Here is a 14724-nt window from a genome sequence, read left to right as displayed (position 1 = left end):
CTGCTCCTCACCAAACTGGGGCACTGAACGCACCGAAGGCCACCGTCCGGCGGACCGGATGGTGGCCTTCGGCGGCGGAACCTAGACCGGGATGACCGTCGGGACGATCATCGGGCGGCGGCGGTAGGTGTCGGCGACCCAGCGGCCGACCACCCGGCGGACCGCCTGCGCGATCCGGTGGGTGTCGGTGATGCCTTCGGCCTCGGTGCGCGCCAGCTCCATCTCCACCAGCGGCACGACGGCGGCGAGCGCCTTCGGGTCGTCGGAGAAGCCGCGGCCGGACACCGTCGGGGCGCTGACCGGGCGGCCGGTGGCCGATTCGATCGCGACGCTGATCGAGATGAACCCGCCCTCGCCGAGGACGAGCCGGTCGGACAGGGTCGACTCGCCGACGTCACCGACGGACAGGCCGTCGACGTAGACGTGGCCGACCTCGACGCGGCCGGTGCGGGACGCCTTGCCGTCGACCAGGTCGACGACCACGCCGTCTTCGGCGATCACCACGTTGTCCGCCGCGACGCCGGTGCGGATCGCCAGCTCGGCGTTGGCCTTCAGGTGCTTCCACTCGCCGTGGACCGGCATGACGTTGCTCGGCCGCACCGCGTTGTACAGGTAGAGCAGCTCCCCCGCCGACGCGTGGCCGGACACGTGCACCTTGGCGTTGCCCTGGTGCACGACGTTCGCGCCGAGCCGGGTCAGGCCGTTGACCACGCCGAACACCGCGGTCTCGTTGCCCGGGATCATCGAGCTGGCCAGCACGACGGTGTCGCCCGCGCGGATCGAGATCTGCCGGTGCTCGCCGCGCGCCATCCGCGACAGCGCCGAGAGCGGCTCGCCCTGCGAACCCGTCGAGACGAACAGGACCTTGCTCTCCGGCAGGGTGCTCGCCTGGTCGAGGTCGACCAGCAGGCCGTCCGGCACGTTGAGCAGGCCCAGCTCGGCCGCGATCCCCATGTTGCGGACCATCGACCGGCCGACGAACGCGATCCGGCGGCCGTGCCGGAGCGCGGCGTCGAGGACCTGCTGGACGCGGTGGACGTGGCTGGCGAAGCAGGCCACGATCACGCGCTGGTCGACGCGGCGGATGACGTCGTCGAGGACCGGGCCGATGTCGCGCTCGGGCATGACGAACCCGGGGACCTCGGCGTTGGTCGAGTCGACGCAGAAGAGGTCGACGCCTTCGTCGCCGAGCCGGGAGAAGCCGGCCAGGTCGGTGAGCCGACCGTCGAGCGGGAGCTGGTCGAGCTTGATGTCGCCGGTGTGCAGGACCACGCCCGCCGGGGTGCGGATGGCCACGGCCAGCGCGTCCGGGATGGAGTGGTTCACCGCGAAGAACTCGAGGTTGAACACGCCGACGTCGCGGCGCTCCCCCTCGCGGACCTCGATCAGCTTCGGCCGCTGCCGGTGCTCCTTGGCCTTCGCCGCGAGCAGCGCGTTGGTGAACCTCGAGCCGTAGATCGGCAGGTCCGGCCGCAGGCGCAGGAGGAACGGGACGGCACCGATGTGGTCCTCGTGCCCGTGGGTGAGCACCAGTCCTTCGATGTCGTCGAGCCGGTCCTCGATCGCGCGGAAGTCGGGCAGGATCAAGTCGACGCCGGGCTGGTCGTCCTCGGGGAAGAGGACCCCGCAGTCGACGATGAGCAGCCGGCCGCCGTACTCGAAGACGGTCATGTTGCGCCCGACCTCGCCGATACCGCCCAGCGCGACCACGCGCAGGGCTCCGGCGGGCAGTGCGGGCGGGGCGTTGGTGGGGCCTGGACCTGGGGGAAGTGAGCTCACCGAGGCAGGGTCCCAACGCTGGTGTGCGAGGTCGGCGCCACGTAGGCGGCCCTCGAATCTGCTTGTGCCACCCGCTCACCATGCCAGTCCCGGGCCGCCGTGTCGCCCAGGGGCACGCCGCCTTGCCCCAGATCACCGGCGATCAGGGCCGTCTGGTCGGCCGTCGGCGCGACGATCGGGAGCCGCGGCTCGCCGACGTCGAAGCCGCGCAGCCGCAGCGCCGCCTTGCTGAACGCGACCCCGCCGACCCGCGACATCGCGCGCAGCACCGGAAGCATGCCGCGGTGGTTGGTGCGCGCGGTGGACGTGTCGCCGTTCTCGTAGGCGTCGATCATCGCGCGGATCCGGCCCGCGACGACGTGACCGATGACACTCACCACGCCGGTGCCGCCGACGGAGATCCAGGGCAGGTTCAGCCCGTCGTCGCCGGAGTAGTAGGCGAGGTGGGTGTTGGCGATGACCTCGGAGCCGGCGATCAGGTCGCCCTTGGCGTCCTTGACCGCGACGATCCGCGGGTGCTCGGCCAGCCGCAGCAGCGTGTCGACCTCGATCGGCACGACCGAGCGCGGCGGGATGTCGTAGAGCATCACCGGCAGGCCCGCGCTGTCCGCGACCGCGGTGAAGTGCGCGTGCAGGCCGGCCTGGCTCGGCCGCGAGTAGTACGGGGTGACGACCAGCAGGCCGTGCGCGCCGGCCGCTTCGGCCTGCTTCGCCTGCTCGATGCTGTGCGCCGTGTTGTTGGTGCCCGCGCCGGCCACGATGGTCGCGCGGTCGCCGACGGCCTCGACCACGGCGCGGATGAGCTCCTGCTTCTCCGCGTCGCTCGTGGTCGGGCTCTCGCCGGTGGTGCCGTTGATGACGAGGCCGTCGTTCCCCAGCTCCACGAGGTGCTCGGCCAGCTCCTGCGCCCGCTTCAGGTCCAGCGCGCCGTCGGCGTCGAAGGGGGTGACCATCGCGGTGAGCACGCGCCCGAACGGCCGTCCGGGCGCTGCGGTAGGTGGGTTGGACATGCCCAGACGGTACCCCGTCCCCCCGACGAAAAACGCGCCGACCTGGCCACCTCGGCGGAAGTGCGGAGGATTTCCGGAACCCGGCCGCTCTTCGCGGAACTTCTACTTGACCTTGGTCACGATCGGCGCGGTGATCGGCCCGCCGTCGGCCCGGGCCAGCAGGCAGTAGTACTCGCGGGTGGGGGTTTCCCCGCTTTCGGACGGCTTGCGCTGCCACTCGGCCTCGGTGGGGATCAGCGCGCGGTAGGTCAGGTCCTGCCGCTGGGTCTCGGGCACGATCGACGAGCGGAACGCGGTCGCGCAGGCCGCCTCCGCGCTCGCCTGGATCGCGGTCTGCCCCGGGTAGTCCGCCACCTTCGCGTCGTCGGCGTTCCAGTTCTCGATCGACAGCACGTTGCCGATCTCGAAGATCTCCTGCGCGTGGCTGCGGTTGCACTCGATCTTGTTGTCGTCCTGGCTGATGATCCCGCCGTCCTGGATCGTGGCGTTGTAGCAGCGGTAGTAGTCGGTGATGTCGACGCGCAGCTGGCCGTTGACGCCGAAGGTCATGGTCGGCTGCTTCTGCTTGTCGACCGCGGGCGTCTCGTAGGCCTTGCCGGCGAAGAAGCCGCCGGCCAGTGCCCCGACGACCAGCACGGCGGCCAGGGACAGCCACAGGGCCCGCAGGTTCCGCTTGGGCGGCTGCGACGCGACCCGCGTCATCGGGCCGCCCTGCTGCAGCATCGCGGTGCCGTTCGGCGGCGTCGGCCGGACGCCCTGGGCCGTGGTCAGGAGGTTCTGCGCCTGGGCGGCGGTGAGGCGCGCGTCGGGGTTGGCGACGAGCAGGCCGAGGATGGCCGCGGCGATCGGGCCCTGGCCGCGGGTCAGGTACGGGATCTCGGTCATGATCGCGTGCAGCGTCGCGGCGGTGGTCGCGCGCTCGAACGGGATCGAGCCTTCGACGGCGAAGAACAGCGTCGCGCCGAGGGACCACAGGTCGGACGCGGGTAGGGCTTCGCGGCCCTCGACGCGCTCGGGCGCCATGAACGCGGGCGAGCCGACGATCATGCCGCTGGTGGTCAGCCGCGGGTCGTCGATGGCGTGGGCGATGCCGAAGTCGGTGAGCTTCACGCGGCCGTCCGGCGCGACGAGGATGTTCGCCGGCTTGACGTCGCGGTGCACGATCCCGGCGGCGTGCGCGGCCTGCAGGGCCGCCAGCACCCGCTCCCCCATCAGCGCGGCCTGCGCGGCGGGCATCGGGCCCCGCTGGCGCACGAGGTCGGCCAGCGACGGCGCCTCGACGAGCTCCATCACGATGAAGGTGGTGCCGCCGTCGGTGACGACGTCGTAGACGGTGACGACGGCGGGGTCGTTGAGCCGCCCGCCGGTGCGCACCTCGCGCAGCGCGCGCTCGGAGAAGACGGCGGCGGACTCCGCGTCCGGCAGCCGCAGTTCCTTGACCGCGACCTGCCGGCCGATGACCTGGTCCTGCGCCCGCCAGACGACGCCCATGCCGCCCCGGCCGAGTTCGCCGAGGAGGGCGTAACGGCCGGCGACAACCCGCTGACCAGGCGTGGCGGGCGCCTGCGGTGGGTACGGCCGGGTCTGTTCGTCGGTCACGGTGCTCCTTCAAGCGGCGGTCGCGCAGATGCTAGTCGGACCGTTCCGGAGCGTTCGGGGTTCCGCGGAATTCGTGACTCGACCGGCGACCACGGGACGCCGGGCGGGCCGTCGCTCAGCGGCGTGGGGCGTAGGCCTCGCCGCGGTACGGGATCCACCGGTAGCCCGGGGCGAAGTCGCTGAACGCGGCGCGCTTGCCGGTCGCGCTCCAGATGTCTTCGCTGACCACGAGACCGGGGAAGCGCGTCAGGTCGTTCTCGGCCATCAGCTCGTCGTACGTGCGGAACCGCTCGGTCTCCACCCCTGCCAGCGCGTACCGGTAGACCGGCGGAGCCGTGCGGAGCAGCCAGTAGAGCCGGCGCCCGGCGGCGGTCATGGCCGTCGCGTCCTCGGCGGACTCGATGCGCTTGTCGCCGAGGTCTTCGGGCGCGACCCCGCACCACCAGCCGCTGCCGCCGTCGGAGAAGACGCGGGCGGGGAACCCTTCGAAGTGGCGCGCGAGGTCCCGGGCGTGGGTCTCCCGCCCACCGCATTCGGCGTTGAGGGCGAAGATCCAGGCCATGGCCGCGGCCTCCCTGTTTCGTGGGCTCAACCGGTGAAGGTGAGATAGATCAGCACCAGGTTGAGCGCGATGATCACCACCGCGATCGAGGATGCCGCGATGGTCGTCAGCCTGCGGTTGGCGTCCGCGCCCATCAGATCACGGTCCGCCGTCAGCCGGATCAGCGGTACCAGCGCGAAGGGGATCCCGAACGACAGCACGACCTGCGAGACGACCAGAGCCGCGCTCGGATCGGCCCCGAGGGCGAGCACCACGATCGCCGGGATGAGCGTGACGAGACGGCGCAGGACCAGCGGAATCCGCTTGTGCAGCAACCCTTGCATGATCATCGCGCCCGCGTACGCGCCCACCGAGGTCGACGCCAGGCCCGACGCCAGCAGGCCGATCGCGAACAGCAGCGCGATGCCCGGGCCGAGCGCCACCGCGACCGCGGCGTGCGCGCCCTCGATGCTGTCGACGCCCGCCTGGCCCTGCAGGTTCGTCGCGGCGAGCAGCAGCATGCCCAGGTTCACCGCGCCGGCCAGCAGCATCGCCAGGCCGACGTCGGCGCGGGTGGCGCGCAGCAGGCGGCGGCGGGTGGTGACGTCCGGGAGGCCGTGGCGGTCGCGGACCAGGCCGGAGTGCAGGTAGACGGCGTGGGGCATGACCGTCGCGCCCAGCATCGCGGCGGCGATGAGGATGCTGCCGGAGCCGTCGAACATCGGCACCAGCCCGCCGAGCGTGCCCGACGCCGACGGCGGCTCGACGAACAGGCTGGCCAGGAACCCGACCGCGATGACCAGCAGCAGGCCGGTGACGACCCGCTCGAACGTCCGCTGGCCGCCGCGGTCCTGGACCGCCAGCAGCGTCAGCGAGACCGCGCCGGTGACCAGGCCGCCGGCCACCAGCGGCAGGTCGAACAGCAGGTAGAGGGCGATGGCGCCGCCGACGACCTCGGCCAGGTCGGTGGCGATGGCGACGATCTCGGCCTGCACCCAGTAGGCCAGCCGCGCCGGCCGGGACAGCCGGGCGCGCAGGGCCTCCGGCAGCGACATCCCGCTGACCAGCCCGAGCTTCGCCGACAGGTACTGCACGAGCACGGCCATCAGGTTCGCCGCGACGATCACCCAGACCAGCAGGTAGCCGTAGCGGGCGCCGGCGCTGATGTTGGACGCGACGTTGCCGGGGTCGACGTAGGCGATCGCGGCGACGAACGCCGGGCCCAGCAGGGCCGAGCCGGTGCGCAGGCGCGTCACGAGTCTCGGCCGGACAGCCTCGGTGACCGCCATGAAGCCTGCCTCTCAACCGGATGTCGGGGAACCCAAATCGAAGTTTAGGCGTGCCGAACTTTCGATTTCAAGGGTGACGGCTCCCACTCTCGTCCCCGGGGTACCCCGAACGGCTCAGGGATGCGCGACTTCGTGGCCGGACTCGCGCAGCGCCTTGACGGCGTGGCCGAGGTCGGTGGCGCGGACCAGGATGTGGTCGGTGTCGAACGTCGACATCGAGAACAGCGCGACCCCGGCCGCGGCCAGCTCCGAGGCCAGCGCGGCGATGATGCCGGTGAGCGTGAACTCCAGCGGCCCGCGGACCGAGAGCAGCCGCCAGCCGTCCTCGGACGCCGTGCCGCCGGACGGCTCCCGTCCGGCCGGGCAGATCACGGAGAGCTCTTCGGGCGTCCGGGTCACCGAGACGAACGCGGGCTCGCCGGGAGCGAGGAGCTCGGCGGGCACCGGGGCGTCGGCGGGCAGCCGCACGACGGCGTACTCGCCAGGGCGGACATCGATCGCGAGACGCTTCATCAGCCTTCGAACACCTTCGGGCTCGTAGCGATCTCGGTGCCGTCCGGCAGCGTCGAGATGGTGAAGTCGGCGAACACGTTCGCCGCGGCTTTCTGCAGGTGCCGCAGGCATTCCACGGCCAGTCCCCGGATCTCGACGTCGGCGTGCTCGGTGGCGCGCATCGCGACGAAGTGGCGCCAGGCCCGGTAGTTCCCGGTGACGACGATCCGGGTCTCGGTCGCGTTCGGCAGCACCGCCCGCGCGGCCTGGCGGGCCTGCTTCCGGCGCAGCGTCGCGCTCGGGACGTCGGCGAACTTCTCCTCGAGACCGGCCAGCAGCTCGGTGTAGGCGTCGACGCTCGCCTGCGCCGCGGCGAGGAACTTCTCGTGCAGCACGGGGTCGTTCGCGATGACGTCCGGCTCGACGATCTCGGCGTCGCGCTCGGGCACGTACCGGCGGGACAGCTGGGAGTAGGAGAAGTGGCGGTGCCGGATCAGCTCGTGGGTCAGCGAACGCGAGATGCCGGTGAGGTAGAAGGTCACCGATCCGTGCTCCAGCACCGCGAGGTGGCCGACGTCCATGATGTGCTCGAGGTAGCCGGCGTTGGTCGCGGTGGCGGGGTTCGGCTTGTCCCAGGACTGGTAGCAGGCGCGGCCGGCGAACTCCGCGAGCGCCTCGCCGCCGTCCGCGTCGGTCGTCCAGGGGACGTCCGCGGGCGGGAAGAACTCCGTCTTCGCGATCAACTGCACCCTCGGTGACACGGTTTCGGCCACGTCCGCACTCCCTTCGCAGGCTCCCGTAAGCAGCCTAACCGCGCACGGGCGCCCACTCCCGGGGGACACGTGACAGCACCACTTCCTTGACTGACACCACCGATGACGTCATAGTGGTGTCATGGACCTGACGCCGTACATCGCCAACCTTCGCGAGGACCTCGCGAACACGGCTGCCGCCGGGGACGAGCACACCCGGCGGGCGGCCGCGCTGCTGTCCTCCGCGCTCGAACCCGCCGTCCGCCTCACGCTGATGAATGCTCTCGCCGACCTCGCCGCCGAGGTCACGGCCGCTTTGCCCGGCCAGGTGGTCGACGTGCGGCTGGACGGCCGGGACGTCCGCGTGGTCGTCACCGGAGCCGCCGAAGAGGCGCCGCCACGCGAGACACCACGTGACACCACTCCGCCACCACCGATCGACGGCGGTGACATCTCGCGCATCACGCTGCGCCTGGTCGAGCAGATCAAGGGGCAGGCCGAGCGCGCGGCGCAGGCGCAGGGCGTCTCGCTGAACACGTTCGTCTCCCAGGCCGTCCAGGGGGCGCTGGGGCACGGCGCCCTCGGCGGGGGCGCCAAGCACCACGGCAAGGGCACCCGGCCCGGGTCGCACCTGCACGGCTGGGTCGAAGGCTGAGGGGATCGAAGATGAGTGACGAAGACACGACACCGGCCGAAGAGACGGCCACGCCCGCCGAAGAGCCGGCCGAGGAGCCCGCTGCCCGCGACGAGCTGGTACGGATCGACGAGTTCGAGACCGACGTCCCGCTGGAGCTGGACCTCGGCGTGACGATCGGCCGCGTCGCGGTCGTCCTGGAAGGCGACTCCGGCGCCCGCGTCGAGCTGCGGCACGACCAGGGCGAGCAGCAGCCGTGGGTCGCGGGGGTCAACAGCCTGCTCTCCTGGGTCGGCGAGCGCTTCGGCGACCAGCTGGGCGTCGACCCGTCGGGCGCCGACCCGGCCGAGGCCGTGCGGCAGAGCCGGATCGAGAAGCTCGGCAACCGCCTGGTCGTCCAGGCGCCGAAGGCGTGGCAGCTGCGCAACGTCGCGCTGTCGGTGACCGTGCGCGCCCCGGCGGGCTCGCACGTCGAGGTCCGGGCCGGCGCGGCGGACGTCACGGTGACCGGCTCGGCCGGGCGCGTCGACCTGCTGACCGGCTCCGGCGAGGTCAAGCTCGACCGCGCCGACGGCTCGGCGACGATCCGCACGGGCAGCGGCGGCATCAAGCTCGGCCCGACGCTGGGCGGGCTGCAGCTGCGCAGCGGCAGCGGCCACGTCGAGGCGTCGTCGATCGCCGGCTCCGCGACGCTGGCGACCGGCACGGGCGACGTCTGGCTGGGCGCGGTCTCGGGCGAGGTGATGGCCCGCACGGGCAGCGGCGACCTGTCGGTGGCCGAAGCGGCGTCGGGCACGCTCGACCTGATCACCGGCTCGGGCGAGGTCCGCATCGGTATCCGCGGCGGCACGGCGGCGGAGGTCGACCTGACCTCGAGCGGCGGCAAGGTGTCCAGCGAGCTGGACGTCGCCGACAGCGCCCCCGAGGGCGGCGTGAAGCTGAAGGTCCGGGCCCGCACAGGCTCCGGCAACGCCGTGGTGACGCGCGCGGCCGGCTGATGAAAAGGGGGGTGACGGGCCGTTCCCGGTGGGGGTTACCGGGAACGGCCCGTTTCTTTTTGTCTACTGTGGACGGCGCCCCGCTTCAGTGCACCAGTTTCTTCAGGGCCGGGGCCAAGTCGCCGCGGGCACCCACTGCCACGCCGGACAAGCCGAGCCACTCCGCCATGTGCCGCAGCTCCCCCGCCAGCTCCGGCAGCACTCGCGCCACGTCCGCGCCCTCCTCCGCGAATGCTCCTTGCACCCGAAGCACTCCCGCCGCGCGGTCGGACTTCAGGTCCACCCTCGCCACCAGCTCGCCGTCCAGCAGGAACGGGAACACGTAATACCCGTACACCCGCTTCGGCTCCGGGACGTAGATCTCGATGCGGTAGCGGAACCCGAACAGCCGCTCCGTGCGGGCGCGCTCCCAGATCAGCGGGTCGAACGGGCACAGCAGTGCCCTTCCCGTCACCGAGCGCGGCGTGCGCGCTTCGATGTGGCGGTACGCCGTCGCCTTCCAGCCGTGGACGGACACCGGCTCCAGGACTCCCGACTCCACCAGCTCCGACACCGCCTGGCGCGCCGGGGCCGGGCCAAGGCGGTAGTAGTCGCGCAGGTCCGTCTCCGTCGCCACGCCGAGGGCCCGCGCCGACCGCTCGATCAGGCCCCGCGCGCCCTCCTCCGCGGACACCGACCGGGACAGGACCTCCGGCGGGACCACCCGCTCGGTGAGGTCGTAGAGCCGCTCGAACGACCGGCGCGTGCCCGTGGTCAGCTGGCCGATGCCGAACAGGTACTCGCAGACGCGCTTGACCTCCGAGCGCTCCCACCACGAGCCCGGGCCGCGGCGCTGCGCGTCCGCCGCCACCTCGCGCTCGATGCCGCCGGCGCCGATCGGGCCCAGCTCCTTCACCACGGACAGGATCTCCTCGACCAGCCCCGGTGACTTCTCGATCAGCGGCCCGTAGTGCTTCCACCAGCCGTCGCGCTTCGCGCCGGACCGGATCAGCGGCCAGTCCTCGACCGGGAGCAGGCTCGCCTCGTGCGCCCACGTCTCGACCAGCATCCGGGGCTGGCGGGCCGAGTGCGACCACGCCGCGCCGTCCAGGAGCGCGGGCTCGTACGCGCCCAGCCGCGAGAACACCGGCATGTAGTGCGCCCGGACCGCGACGTTCACCGAGTCGAGCTGCAGCAGCTGGACGCGCGAGAGCACGCGTTTCAGGTGCCGCCGGGACGGCTCACCGGAGGGGCGCGGGTCACTGAAGCCCTGGGCGGCCAGGAAGGTCTTCCGGGCCGTCGGGACGCTGATCGTCTGCATGGTGCCGTCATGGTGCCACCCACCACCGACAAAAACGCGGCCCCGGATATCTTCAGCGCATGAGCGACGCCGCTGTCCGCCCCGCCGACCTGTCCGACGCCGCGGAGATCGCCCGCATCCAGCGCGACACCTGGCACGCCGCCTACGAGGACCTGCTCGGCAAGAGCGCGCTGGCCGAGCTGGACGCCGCCGACCTCACCGGCACCTGGACCGAGACCATCGACTACCCCGGCAGCCAGGTCTACGTCGCCACCGAGGGCGAGTTCGTCGTCGGGTTCTGCGTCGCGGGCCGGGCGCCCGAAGGCGAGGTCGCGGCCGCCGACGGCAGCCTGCCCGAGGACGCCGGCAGCACCGGCCTCGTCGCCACCCTGCTCGTCGAGCCGCGGTGGGGACGCCGCGGGCACGCCGGGCGGCTACTCGCGACGGCCGCCGCGGGCCTGCGGGCCGACGGCGCCGGCCGCGGCATCGCCTGGGTCGCCCAGGGCGACCACGCCTCCCTCGGCTTCTACCGCCGGGCCGGCTGGAACCCCGACGGCACGGTCCGCACCCTCGACACCGGCGACCGCATGGTCCGCGAGGTCCGCCTCACCGGCACCCTCGACCTCGAGCTGGCCTGAGCCGGCGTCCCGGAAGATCACCCACCGCATCACGGTGTACATGAACACGCCCTCGCAGGCGCCCGCGAGCACCCGCGCGAGGTGGTATTCGACGCCCAGCGCCGTCAGGCCCGCGCCCACACCCAGCAAAAACGCCGCGTAATTGACAGCAATCGCACCGATGTAAAGCGCCAGCTGGATTCCGACCGCGGCGTGGGAATGGAAGTTGAACGTCCGGTTCAGAACGAAGCTCAGCCCGAACGCGCACCCGTAAGACAGCGTTATGGAAAGCCAGAGCGGCCAGCCGGCGAGGCCGTGGAAAACGGTCAGCAGCCCCAGGTCGACGCCGAACGTGAACCCGTTGATGAGGCAGAAGCCGAGAAAGGTCGGGGCCACGACCCGCGACAACCCCAGTGGCAGTACCCGCACGATCGCCCGGCAGAGGGCACCGAATCGGTCAGCGGGCGTACGGGATTGCTCGGCGGCCACCCCGTCAGCGTTCCAGCGGGAGGTGACCGGAAACCGTCTTGCAGGTGATCTTCTGGTGCGACCCCCCTACCGCATAGGGGGGTTATCCCCCGTGACTCCAGGTTTCGCGCTGATAACTTGGAGGAACACGATCGAGCGCGGGAGGTGACACGATGAGCTGGATCCTGTTGACACTAGGGGTCGCTTTCGGTTCGGCCATCGTGCCGCTGATCAACGCCGAAGTCTTCCTGCTCGGGCTGTGCGCGAGCCAGCCCGGGCTGCACTGGCTGTGGCTCGGCGCGGCCGTGGCGGTCGGGCAGATCGCCGGCAAGACGCTCTACTTCCTCGCCGCGCGCGGCACGATCAAGCTGCCGAAGCCGCTGCACGACCGCCTCCACCGCGAGCGGCCGATGACGGCCCGGCGGGTGCGCTGGGAACTGCGGACCAAGCGGATCCGCGCCTGGATCGACCGCCTGCGCGACCGCTGCCACCGCCACCCGCACTGGATGGCGGGGACGTACGGAGTGAGCTCCCTGGTGGGCCTGCCCCCGTTCATGGCGACGAGCGTGCTGGCCGGCATGGTCCGGATGCGGCTCGTGACGTTCTTGACCACGGGCTTCGCCGGCAGGTGGATCCGCTTCAGCCTGATCGCCGCTTCACCCGCGGTGTTCGCGGGCTGGCTGCACCACTAGCGGTCGGCCGCTTCCAGCTCCACGGCCTTCTTCATCGTCTCGCGAGCCCGGCGCCGGTCGCCCGCGATGTCGTACGCGTACGCCAGCCTGTACCAGACGCGCCAGTTCTCCTGGTCCGCTTCGACCTCCGCGCGGCGGTCCTGGAACCACGCGTCGGCCGCGTCGCGATCCACGCGGCCCGAAGGACGGCGCGGCAGGTCGGAGACGTCCGGGAGCTCGCCCTCCGCGTCGAGCCGGCGGGAGAGCCGCTGGATCTGGACGCCGTTGCGCCAGGTCACGACGACGATCCAGATACCCAGGATCGGCAGCAGCAGGACCCCGACACCCAGTGCGATGCCCGCGCCCGTTCCCGACGCGAACAGGGCGAACGCCCGGTCGGCGAGCAGGACCAGGTAGACCACCAGCGCCGCCGTCATCAGCAGCGCGATGTTGCGAGCCTTCACAGGTCGAGGACGTTTTCCAGCCCGACCGTCAGGCCGGGCCGCGCCACCACCGTGCGCACGCCGAGCAGCACGCCGGGCATGAACGACGTCCGGTCGAGCGAGTCGTGGCGGATGGTCAGGGTCTCCCCCTCACCGCCGAACAGGATCTCCTCGTGCGCCACCAGACCCGGCAGCCGGACCGAGTGCACCCGGACGGCCTCGACCTCAGCACCGCGGGCGCCGTCGAGCTCGGACGTCGTCGCGTCCGGCCCCGGCGTCACGCCGGCCTCCGCGCGGGCCGCGGCGATCATCCGCGCGGTGTGCGCGGCGGTGCCCGACGGCGCGTCCGCCTTGCGGTTGTGGTGCAGCTCGATGATCTCCGCCGACGCGTAGAACTTCGCCGCCTGGGCCGCGAACCGCATCGCCAGAACCGCGCCGAGGGCGAAGTTCGGCGCGATCAGCACGCCCAGCGAGGGCTTCGGCTCCAGCAAGCCACGCAGCTCGGCCAGCCGCGCGGCGCTGAAGCCCGTGGTGCCGACGACCGCGTGGATGTCGTGCTCCACCAGGTACTTCAGGTTGTCCATGACGGCGTCGGGGTGGGTGAAGTCGACGACGACCTGGGCCTCGGCCAGCGCCGCGAAGTCGTCCCCCGCGTCGAGCGCCGCGACGACCTTCATGTCCGCGGCGTTTTCGACGGCGTTCACCACCGTCGCTCCCATCCGGCCGCGCGCACCGAGCACACCGACGTTGATGGTCATGAAGCGATCACCTCGTGCAGGTCGTCAGGAAGGTCGTCGGCGTGAGCGTACGGCCCGACGACCGCCGCCGCCGAGACCCCGCCCGGCCGCGCGAACAAAGTGCGAGCGAGCGCACACACCTCTTCGGTGGTGACGGCGTCGATGCGCGCGATCGTCTCGTCGACGCCCAGGTAGTGGCCGTAGTTGAGCTCGCTCTTGCCGATCCGCGACATCCGCGACGACGTGTCCTCGAGCCCCAGCACGATCCCGCCGCGCAGCTGGCCCTTGGCGCGGGCCACCTCGGCTTCGGTCAGGCCGTCGACGCCGACCTTGTCGAGGACCTCGCGGATGACGCCGGCGACGTCACCGAGCTTCTCCGGCTGGCAGCCCGCGTACACGGCCATGTGCCCGGTGTCGGCGTAGCTCGCGACCGACGAGTACACCTGGTAGGCCAGCCCGCGCTGCTCGCGGATCTCCTGGAACAGCCGCGACGACATGCCGCCGCCGAGCGCCGCGTTGAGCACCGACAGCGCGAAGCGGCGCTCGTCGTGGCGCGACAGCGAACGCAGGCCAAGCATGACGTGCGCCTGCTCGGTGTCGTCGGTGTGCAGGGCCAGCTTCGGGAGGGTCTTGATCCGGGCGCGGCCCTCGCGCGGCGCGACCGGCGTCGCGTCGCCCGTCAGACGATCGCGAAGCGCCTTGCGCACCAGCCGGAGCACCTGGCTGTGGTCGATGTTCCCGGCGACGGCCAGCACCATCCGCGGCAGCGTGTAGCGGCGCTTGTAGAACCCGCGCAGCGCGGCCGGGGACATTTCGATGATCGACTTCTCGGTGCCCAGCACCGGGCGGCCCAGCGGGTGCTCGCCGAGGATGGCGGTCACGAACGTCTCGTGCAGCAGGTCCTCGGGGTCGTCGTCGCGCATCGAAATCTCTTCGAGGACGACGCTGCGCTCCATGTCCATGTCACGGTCGGTGCAGAGCGCCTCGAACACGACGTCGGTGACCAGGTCCACGGCGAGCGGGAGGTCGGCGTCGAGCACCTGCGCGTAGTAGCAGGTGTGCTCCTTCGCCGTGAAGGCGTTGAACTCGCCGCCGACGGCGTCGATCTCCTCGGCGATCTGCGTGGCGTCACGGTTCTTCGTGCCCTTGAACAGCAGGTGTTCGAGGTAGTGCGCGGCACCGGCGACGGCGACCGGCTCGTCACGGGAGCCGATGCCGACCCACAGCCCGACCGTGGCCGAGCGGGACGCCGGGACGTGCTCGGTGATCACGCGCAGGCCGCCGGGCAGGACGCTGCGCTTGACGACCGCACCGTCCGGAGTGGACTCCAGCGTGCGGGTGGTACCGACGGGCTGCTCGTGCCCGGAAACCTGCCGTGCCATGGGTTCCTTACTTCCGCATGCCGTGAAGGCCCC

The 14724-nt window shown here is 71.8% G+C and carries 15 protein-coding genes and 1 pseudogene; 4 read left to right on the top strand and 12 right to left on the bottom strand.

Annotated elements, in window-relative coordinates:
• Positions 1-81: 81 nt before the first annotated feature.
• The 7 genes from ACZ7PG_RS49490 to thyX form a co-directional block, all read right to left on the bottom strand.
• A complete protein-coding gene (locus ACZ7PG_RS49490; protein WP_470246192.1) occupies positions 82-1779 on the bottom strand; it encodes a ribonuclease J in 1698 nt (565 codons plus the stop codon).
• A complete protein-coding gene (gene dapA, locus ACZ7PG_RS49485; protein WP_470246191.1) occupies positions 1776-2789 on the bottom strand; it encodes a 4-hydroxy-tetrahydrodipicolinate synthase in 1014 nt (337 codons plus the stop codon). Before dapA ends, ACZ7PG_RS49490 begins: the two co-directional genes overlap by 4 nt.
• 102 nt (positions 2790-2891) lie before the next feature.
• Positions 2892-4388, bottom strand: coding sequence for a serine/threonine-protein kinase (locus tag ACZ7PG_RS49480; RefSeq protein ID WP_470246190.1), 1497 nt, complete (start codon positions 4386-4388; stop codon positions 2892-2894).
• Between the two features lie 115 nt (positions 4389-4503).
• Positions 4504-4950, bottom strand: coding sequence for a hypothetical protein (locus tag ACZ7PG_RS49475; protein ID WP_470246189.1), 447 nt, complete (start codon positions 4948-4950; stop codon positions 4504-4506).
• A 26-nt stretch (positions 4951-4976) separates the two neighbouring features.
• The gene (locus ACZ7PG_RS49470) at positions 4977-6218 is read right to left on the bottom strand and encodes an Nramp family divalent metal transporter (RefSeq protein ID WP_470246188.1); all 1242 of its coding nucleotides are present in this window, start codon (positions 6216-6218) and stop codon (positions 4977-4979) included.
• Between the two features lie 114 nt (positions 6219-6332).
• Positions 6333-6731 carry an ACT domain-containing protein gene (locus ACZ7PG_RS49465; protein WP_360669000.1) on the bottom strand — a complete coding sequence of 133 codons (399 nt, stop codon included), beginning with the start codon at positions 6729-6731 and terminating at the stop codon, positions 6333-6335.
• Positions 6731-7483 (bottom strand): FAD-dependent thymidylate synthase, encoded by a 753-nt coding sequence (thyX, locus tag ACZ7PG_RS49460; RefSeq protein ID WP_470246187.1) that lies wholly within the window; start codon positions 7481-7483, stop codon positions 6731-6733. The genes ACZ7PG_RS49465 and thyX overlap by 1 nt, the downstream gene beginning before the upstream one ends.
• A gap of 121 nt (positions 7484-7604) precedes the next feature.
• On the opposite strand from thyX, the gene ACZ7PG_RS49455 reads away from it, so the two are divergent.
• Positions 7605-8117 carry a toxin-antitoxin system HicB family antitoxin gene (locus ACZ7PG_RS49455; protein WP_470246186.1) on the top strand — a complete coding sequence of 171 codons (513 nt, stop codon included), beginning with the start codon at positions 7605-7607 and terminating at the stop codon, positions 8115-8117.
• Between the two features lie 11 nt (positions 8118-8128).
• Positions 8129-9094, top strand: coding sequence for a DUF4097 family beta strand repeat-containing protein (locus ACZ7PG_RS49450; protein ID WP_470246185.1), 966 nt, complete (start codon positions 8129-8131; stop codon positions 9092-9094).
• Positions 9095-9179: 85 nt separating this feature from the next.
• Here ACZ7PG_RS49450 and ACZ7PG_RS49445 read toward each other — a convergent pair whose 3' ends face one another.
• A complete protein-coding gene (locus ACZ7PG_RS49445; protein ID WP_470246184.1) occupies positions 9180-10394 on the bottom strand; it encodes a winged helix-turn-helix domain-containing protein in 1215 nt (404 codons plus the stop codon).
• 59 nt (positions 10395-10453) lie between these two features.
• On the opposite strand from ACZ7PG_RS49445, the gene ACZ7PG_RS49440 reads away from it, so the two are divergent.
• On the top strand, positions 10454-11011 hold the full coding sequence (locus tag ACZ7PG_RS49440; protein ID WP_470246183.1) for a GNAT family N-acetyltransferase: 558 nt from the start codon (positions 10454-10456) through the stop codon (positions 11009-11011).
• Positions 11012-11035: 24 nt separating this feature from the next.
• On the opposite strand, the pseudogene ACZ7PG_RS49435 reads toward ACZ7PG_RS49440, so the two are convergent.
• A pseudogene (locus ACZ7PG_RS49435) lies at positions 11036-11386 on the bottom strand (GtrA family protein); the annotation flags it as partial.
• A gap of 245 nt (positions 11387-11631) precedes the next feature.
• Here ACZ7PG_RS49435 and ACZ7PG_RS49430 point away from each other — a divergent pair.
• Positions 11632-12150 carry a hypothetical protein gene (locus tag ACZ7PG_RS49430; protein WP_470246182.1) on the top strand — a complete coding sequence of 173 codons (519 nt, stop codon included), beginning with the start codon at positions 11632-11634 and terminating at the stop codon, positions 12148-12150.
• On the opposite strand, the gene ACZ7PG_RS49425 is transcribed toward ACZ7PG_RS49430, so the two are convergent.
• The 3 genes from ACZ7PG_RS49425 to ACZ7PG_RS49415 are packed head-to-tail and all read right to left on the bottom strand — an operon-like array spanning position 12147 to position 14691.
• On the bottom strand, positions 12147-12593 hold the full coding sequence (locus ACZ7PG_RS49425) for a tetratricopeptide repeat protein (protein ID WP_470246181.1): 447 nt from the start codon (positions 12591-12593) through the stop codon (positions 12147-12149). The genes ACZ7PG_RS49430 and ACZ7PG_RS49425 overlap by 4 nt on opposite strands.
• Positions 12590-13330 (bottom strand): 4-hydroxy-tetrahydrodipicolinate reductase, encoded by a 741-nt coding sequence (gene dapB, locus ACZ7PG_RS49420; protein ID WP_470246180.1) that lies wholly within the window; start codon positions 13328-13330, stop codon positions 12590-12592. Before dapB ends, ACZ7PG_RS49425 begins: the two co-directional genes overlap by 4 nt.
• Positions 13327-14691: a M16 family metallopeptidase gene (locus ACZ7PG_RS49415; RefSeq protein WP_470246179.1), complete on the bottom strand. Its 1365-nt coding sequence runs from the start codon at positions 14689-14691 to the stop codon at positions 13327-13329. The genes dapB and ACZ7PG_RS49415 overlap by 4 nt, the downstream gene beginning before the upstream one ends.
• Positions 14692-14724: the final 33 nt, after the last annotated feature.

It is taken from the genome of Amycolatopsis sp. NPDC114504, assembly GCF_055633595.1.
The sequence above is the reverse complement of the archived record's forward strand: the minus strand, read 5'-3'. Positions and strand labels throughout refer to the sequence as shown.

Bases quoted from the DNA above. Each gene is read 5' to 3' on its own strand.
- ACZ7PG_RS49430 (WP_470246182.1), top strand. From the start codon at position 11,632: ATGAGCTGGATCCTGTTGACACTAGGGGTCGCTTTCGGTTCGGCCATC.
- ACZ7PG_RS49470 (WP_470246188.1), bottom strand. From the start codon at position 6,218: ATGGCGGTCACCGAGGCTGTCCGGCCGAGACTCGTGACGCGCCTGCGC.
- ACZ7PG_RS49475 (WP_470246189.1), bottom strand. From the start codon at position 4,950: ATGGCCTGGATCTTCGCCCTCAACGCCGAATGCGGTGGGCGGGAGACC.
- ACZ7PG_RS49440 (WP_470246183.1), top strand. From the start codon at position 10,454: ATGAGCGACGCCGCTGTCCGCCCCGCCGACCTGTCCGACGCCGCGGAG.
- ACZ7PG_RS49450 (WP_470246185.1), top strand. From the start codon at position 8,129: ATGAGTGACGAAGACACGACACCGGCCGAAGAGACGGCCACGCCCGCC.
- dapB (WP_470246180.1), bottom strand. From the start codon at position 13,330: ATGACCATCAACGTCGGTGTGCTCGGTGCGCGCGGCCGGATGGGAGCG.
- ACZ7PG_RS49465 (WP_360669000.1), bottom strand. From the start codon at position 6,731: ATGAAGCGTCTCGCGATCGATGTCCGCCCTGGCGAGTACGCCGTCGTG.
- dapA (WP_470246191.1), bottom strand. From the start codon at position 2,789: ATGTCCAACCCACCTACCGCAGCGCCCGGACGGCCGTTCGGGCGCGTG.
- ACZ7PG_RS49445 (WP_470246184.1), bottom strand. From the start codon at position 10,394: ATGCAGACGATCAGCGTCCCGACGGCCCGGAAGACCTTCCTGGCCGCC.
- ACZ7PG_RS49415 (WP_470246179.1), bottom strand. From the start codon at position 14,691: ATGGCACGGCAGGTTTCCGGGCACGAGCAGCCCGTCGGTACCACCCGC.
- ACZ7PG_RS49455 (WP_470246186.1), top strand. From the start codon at position 7,605: ATGGACCTGACGCCGTACATCGCCAACCTTCGCGAGGACCTCGCGAAC.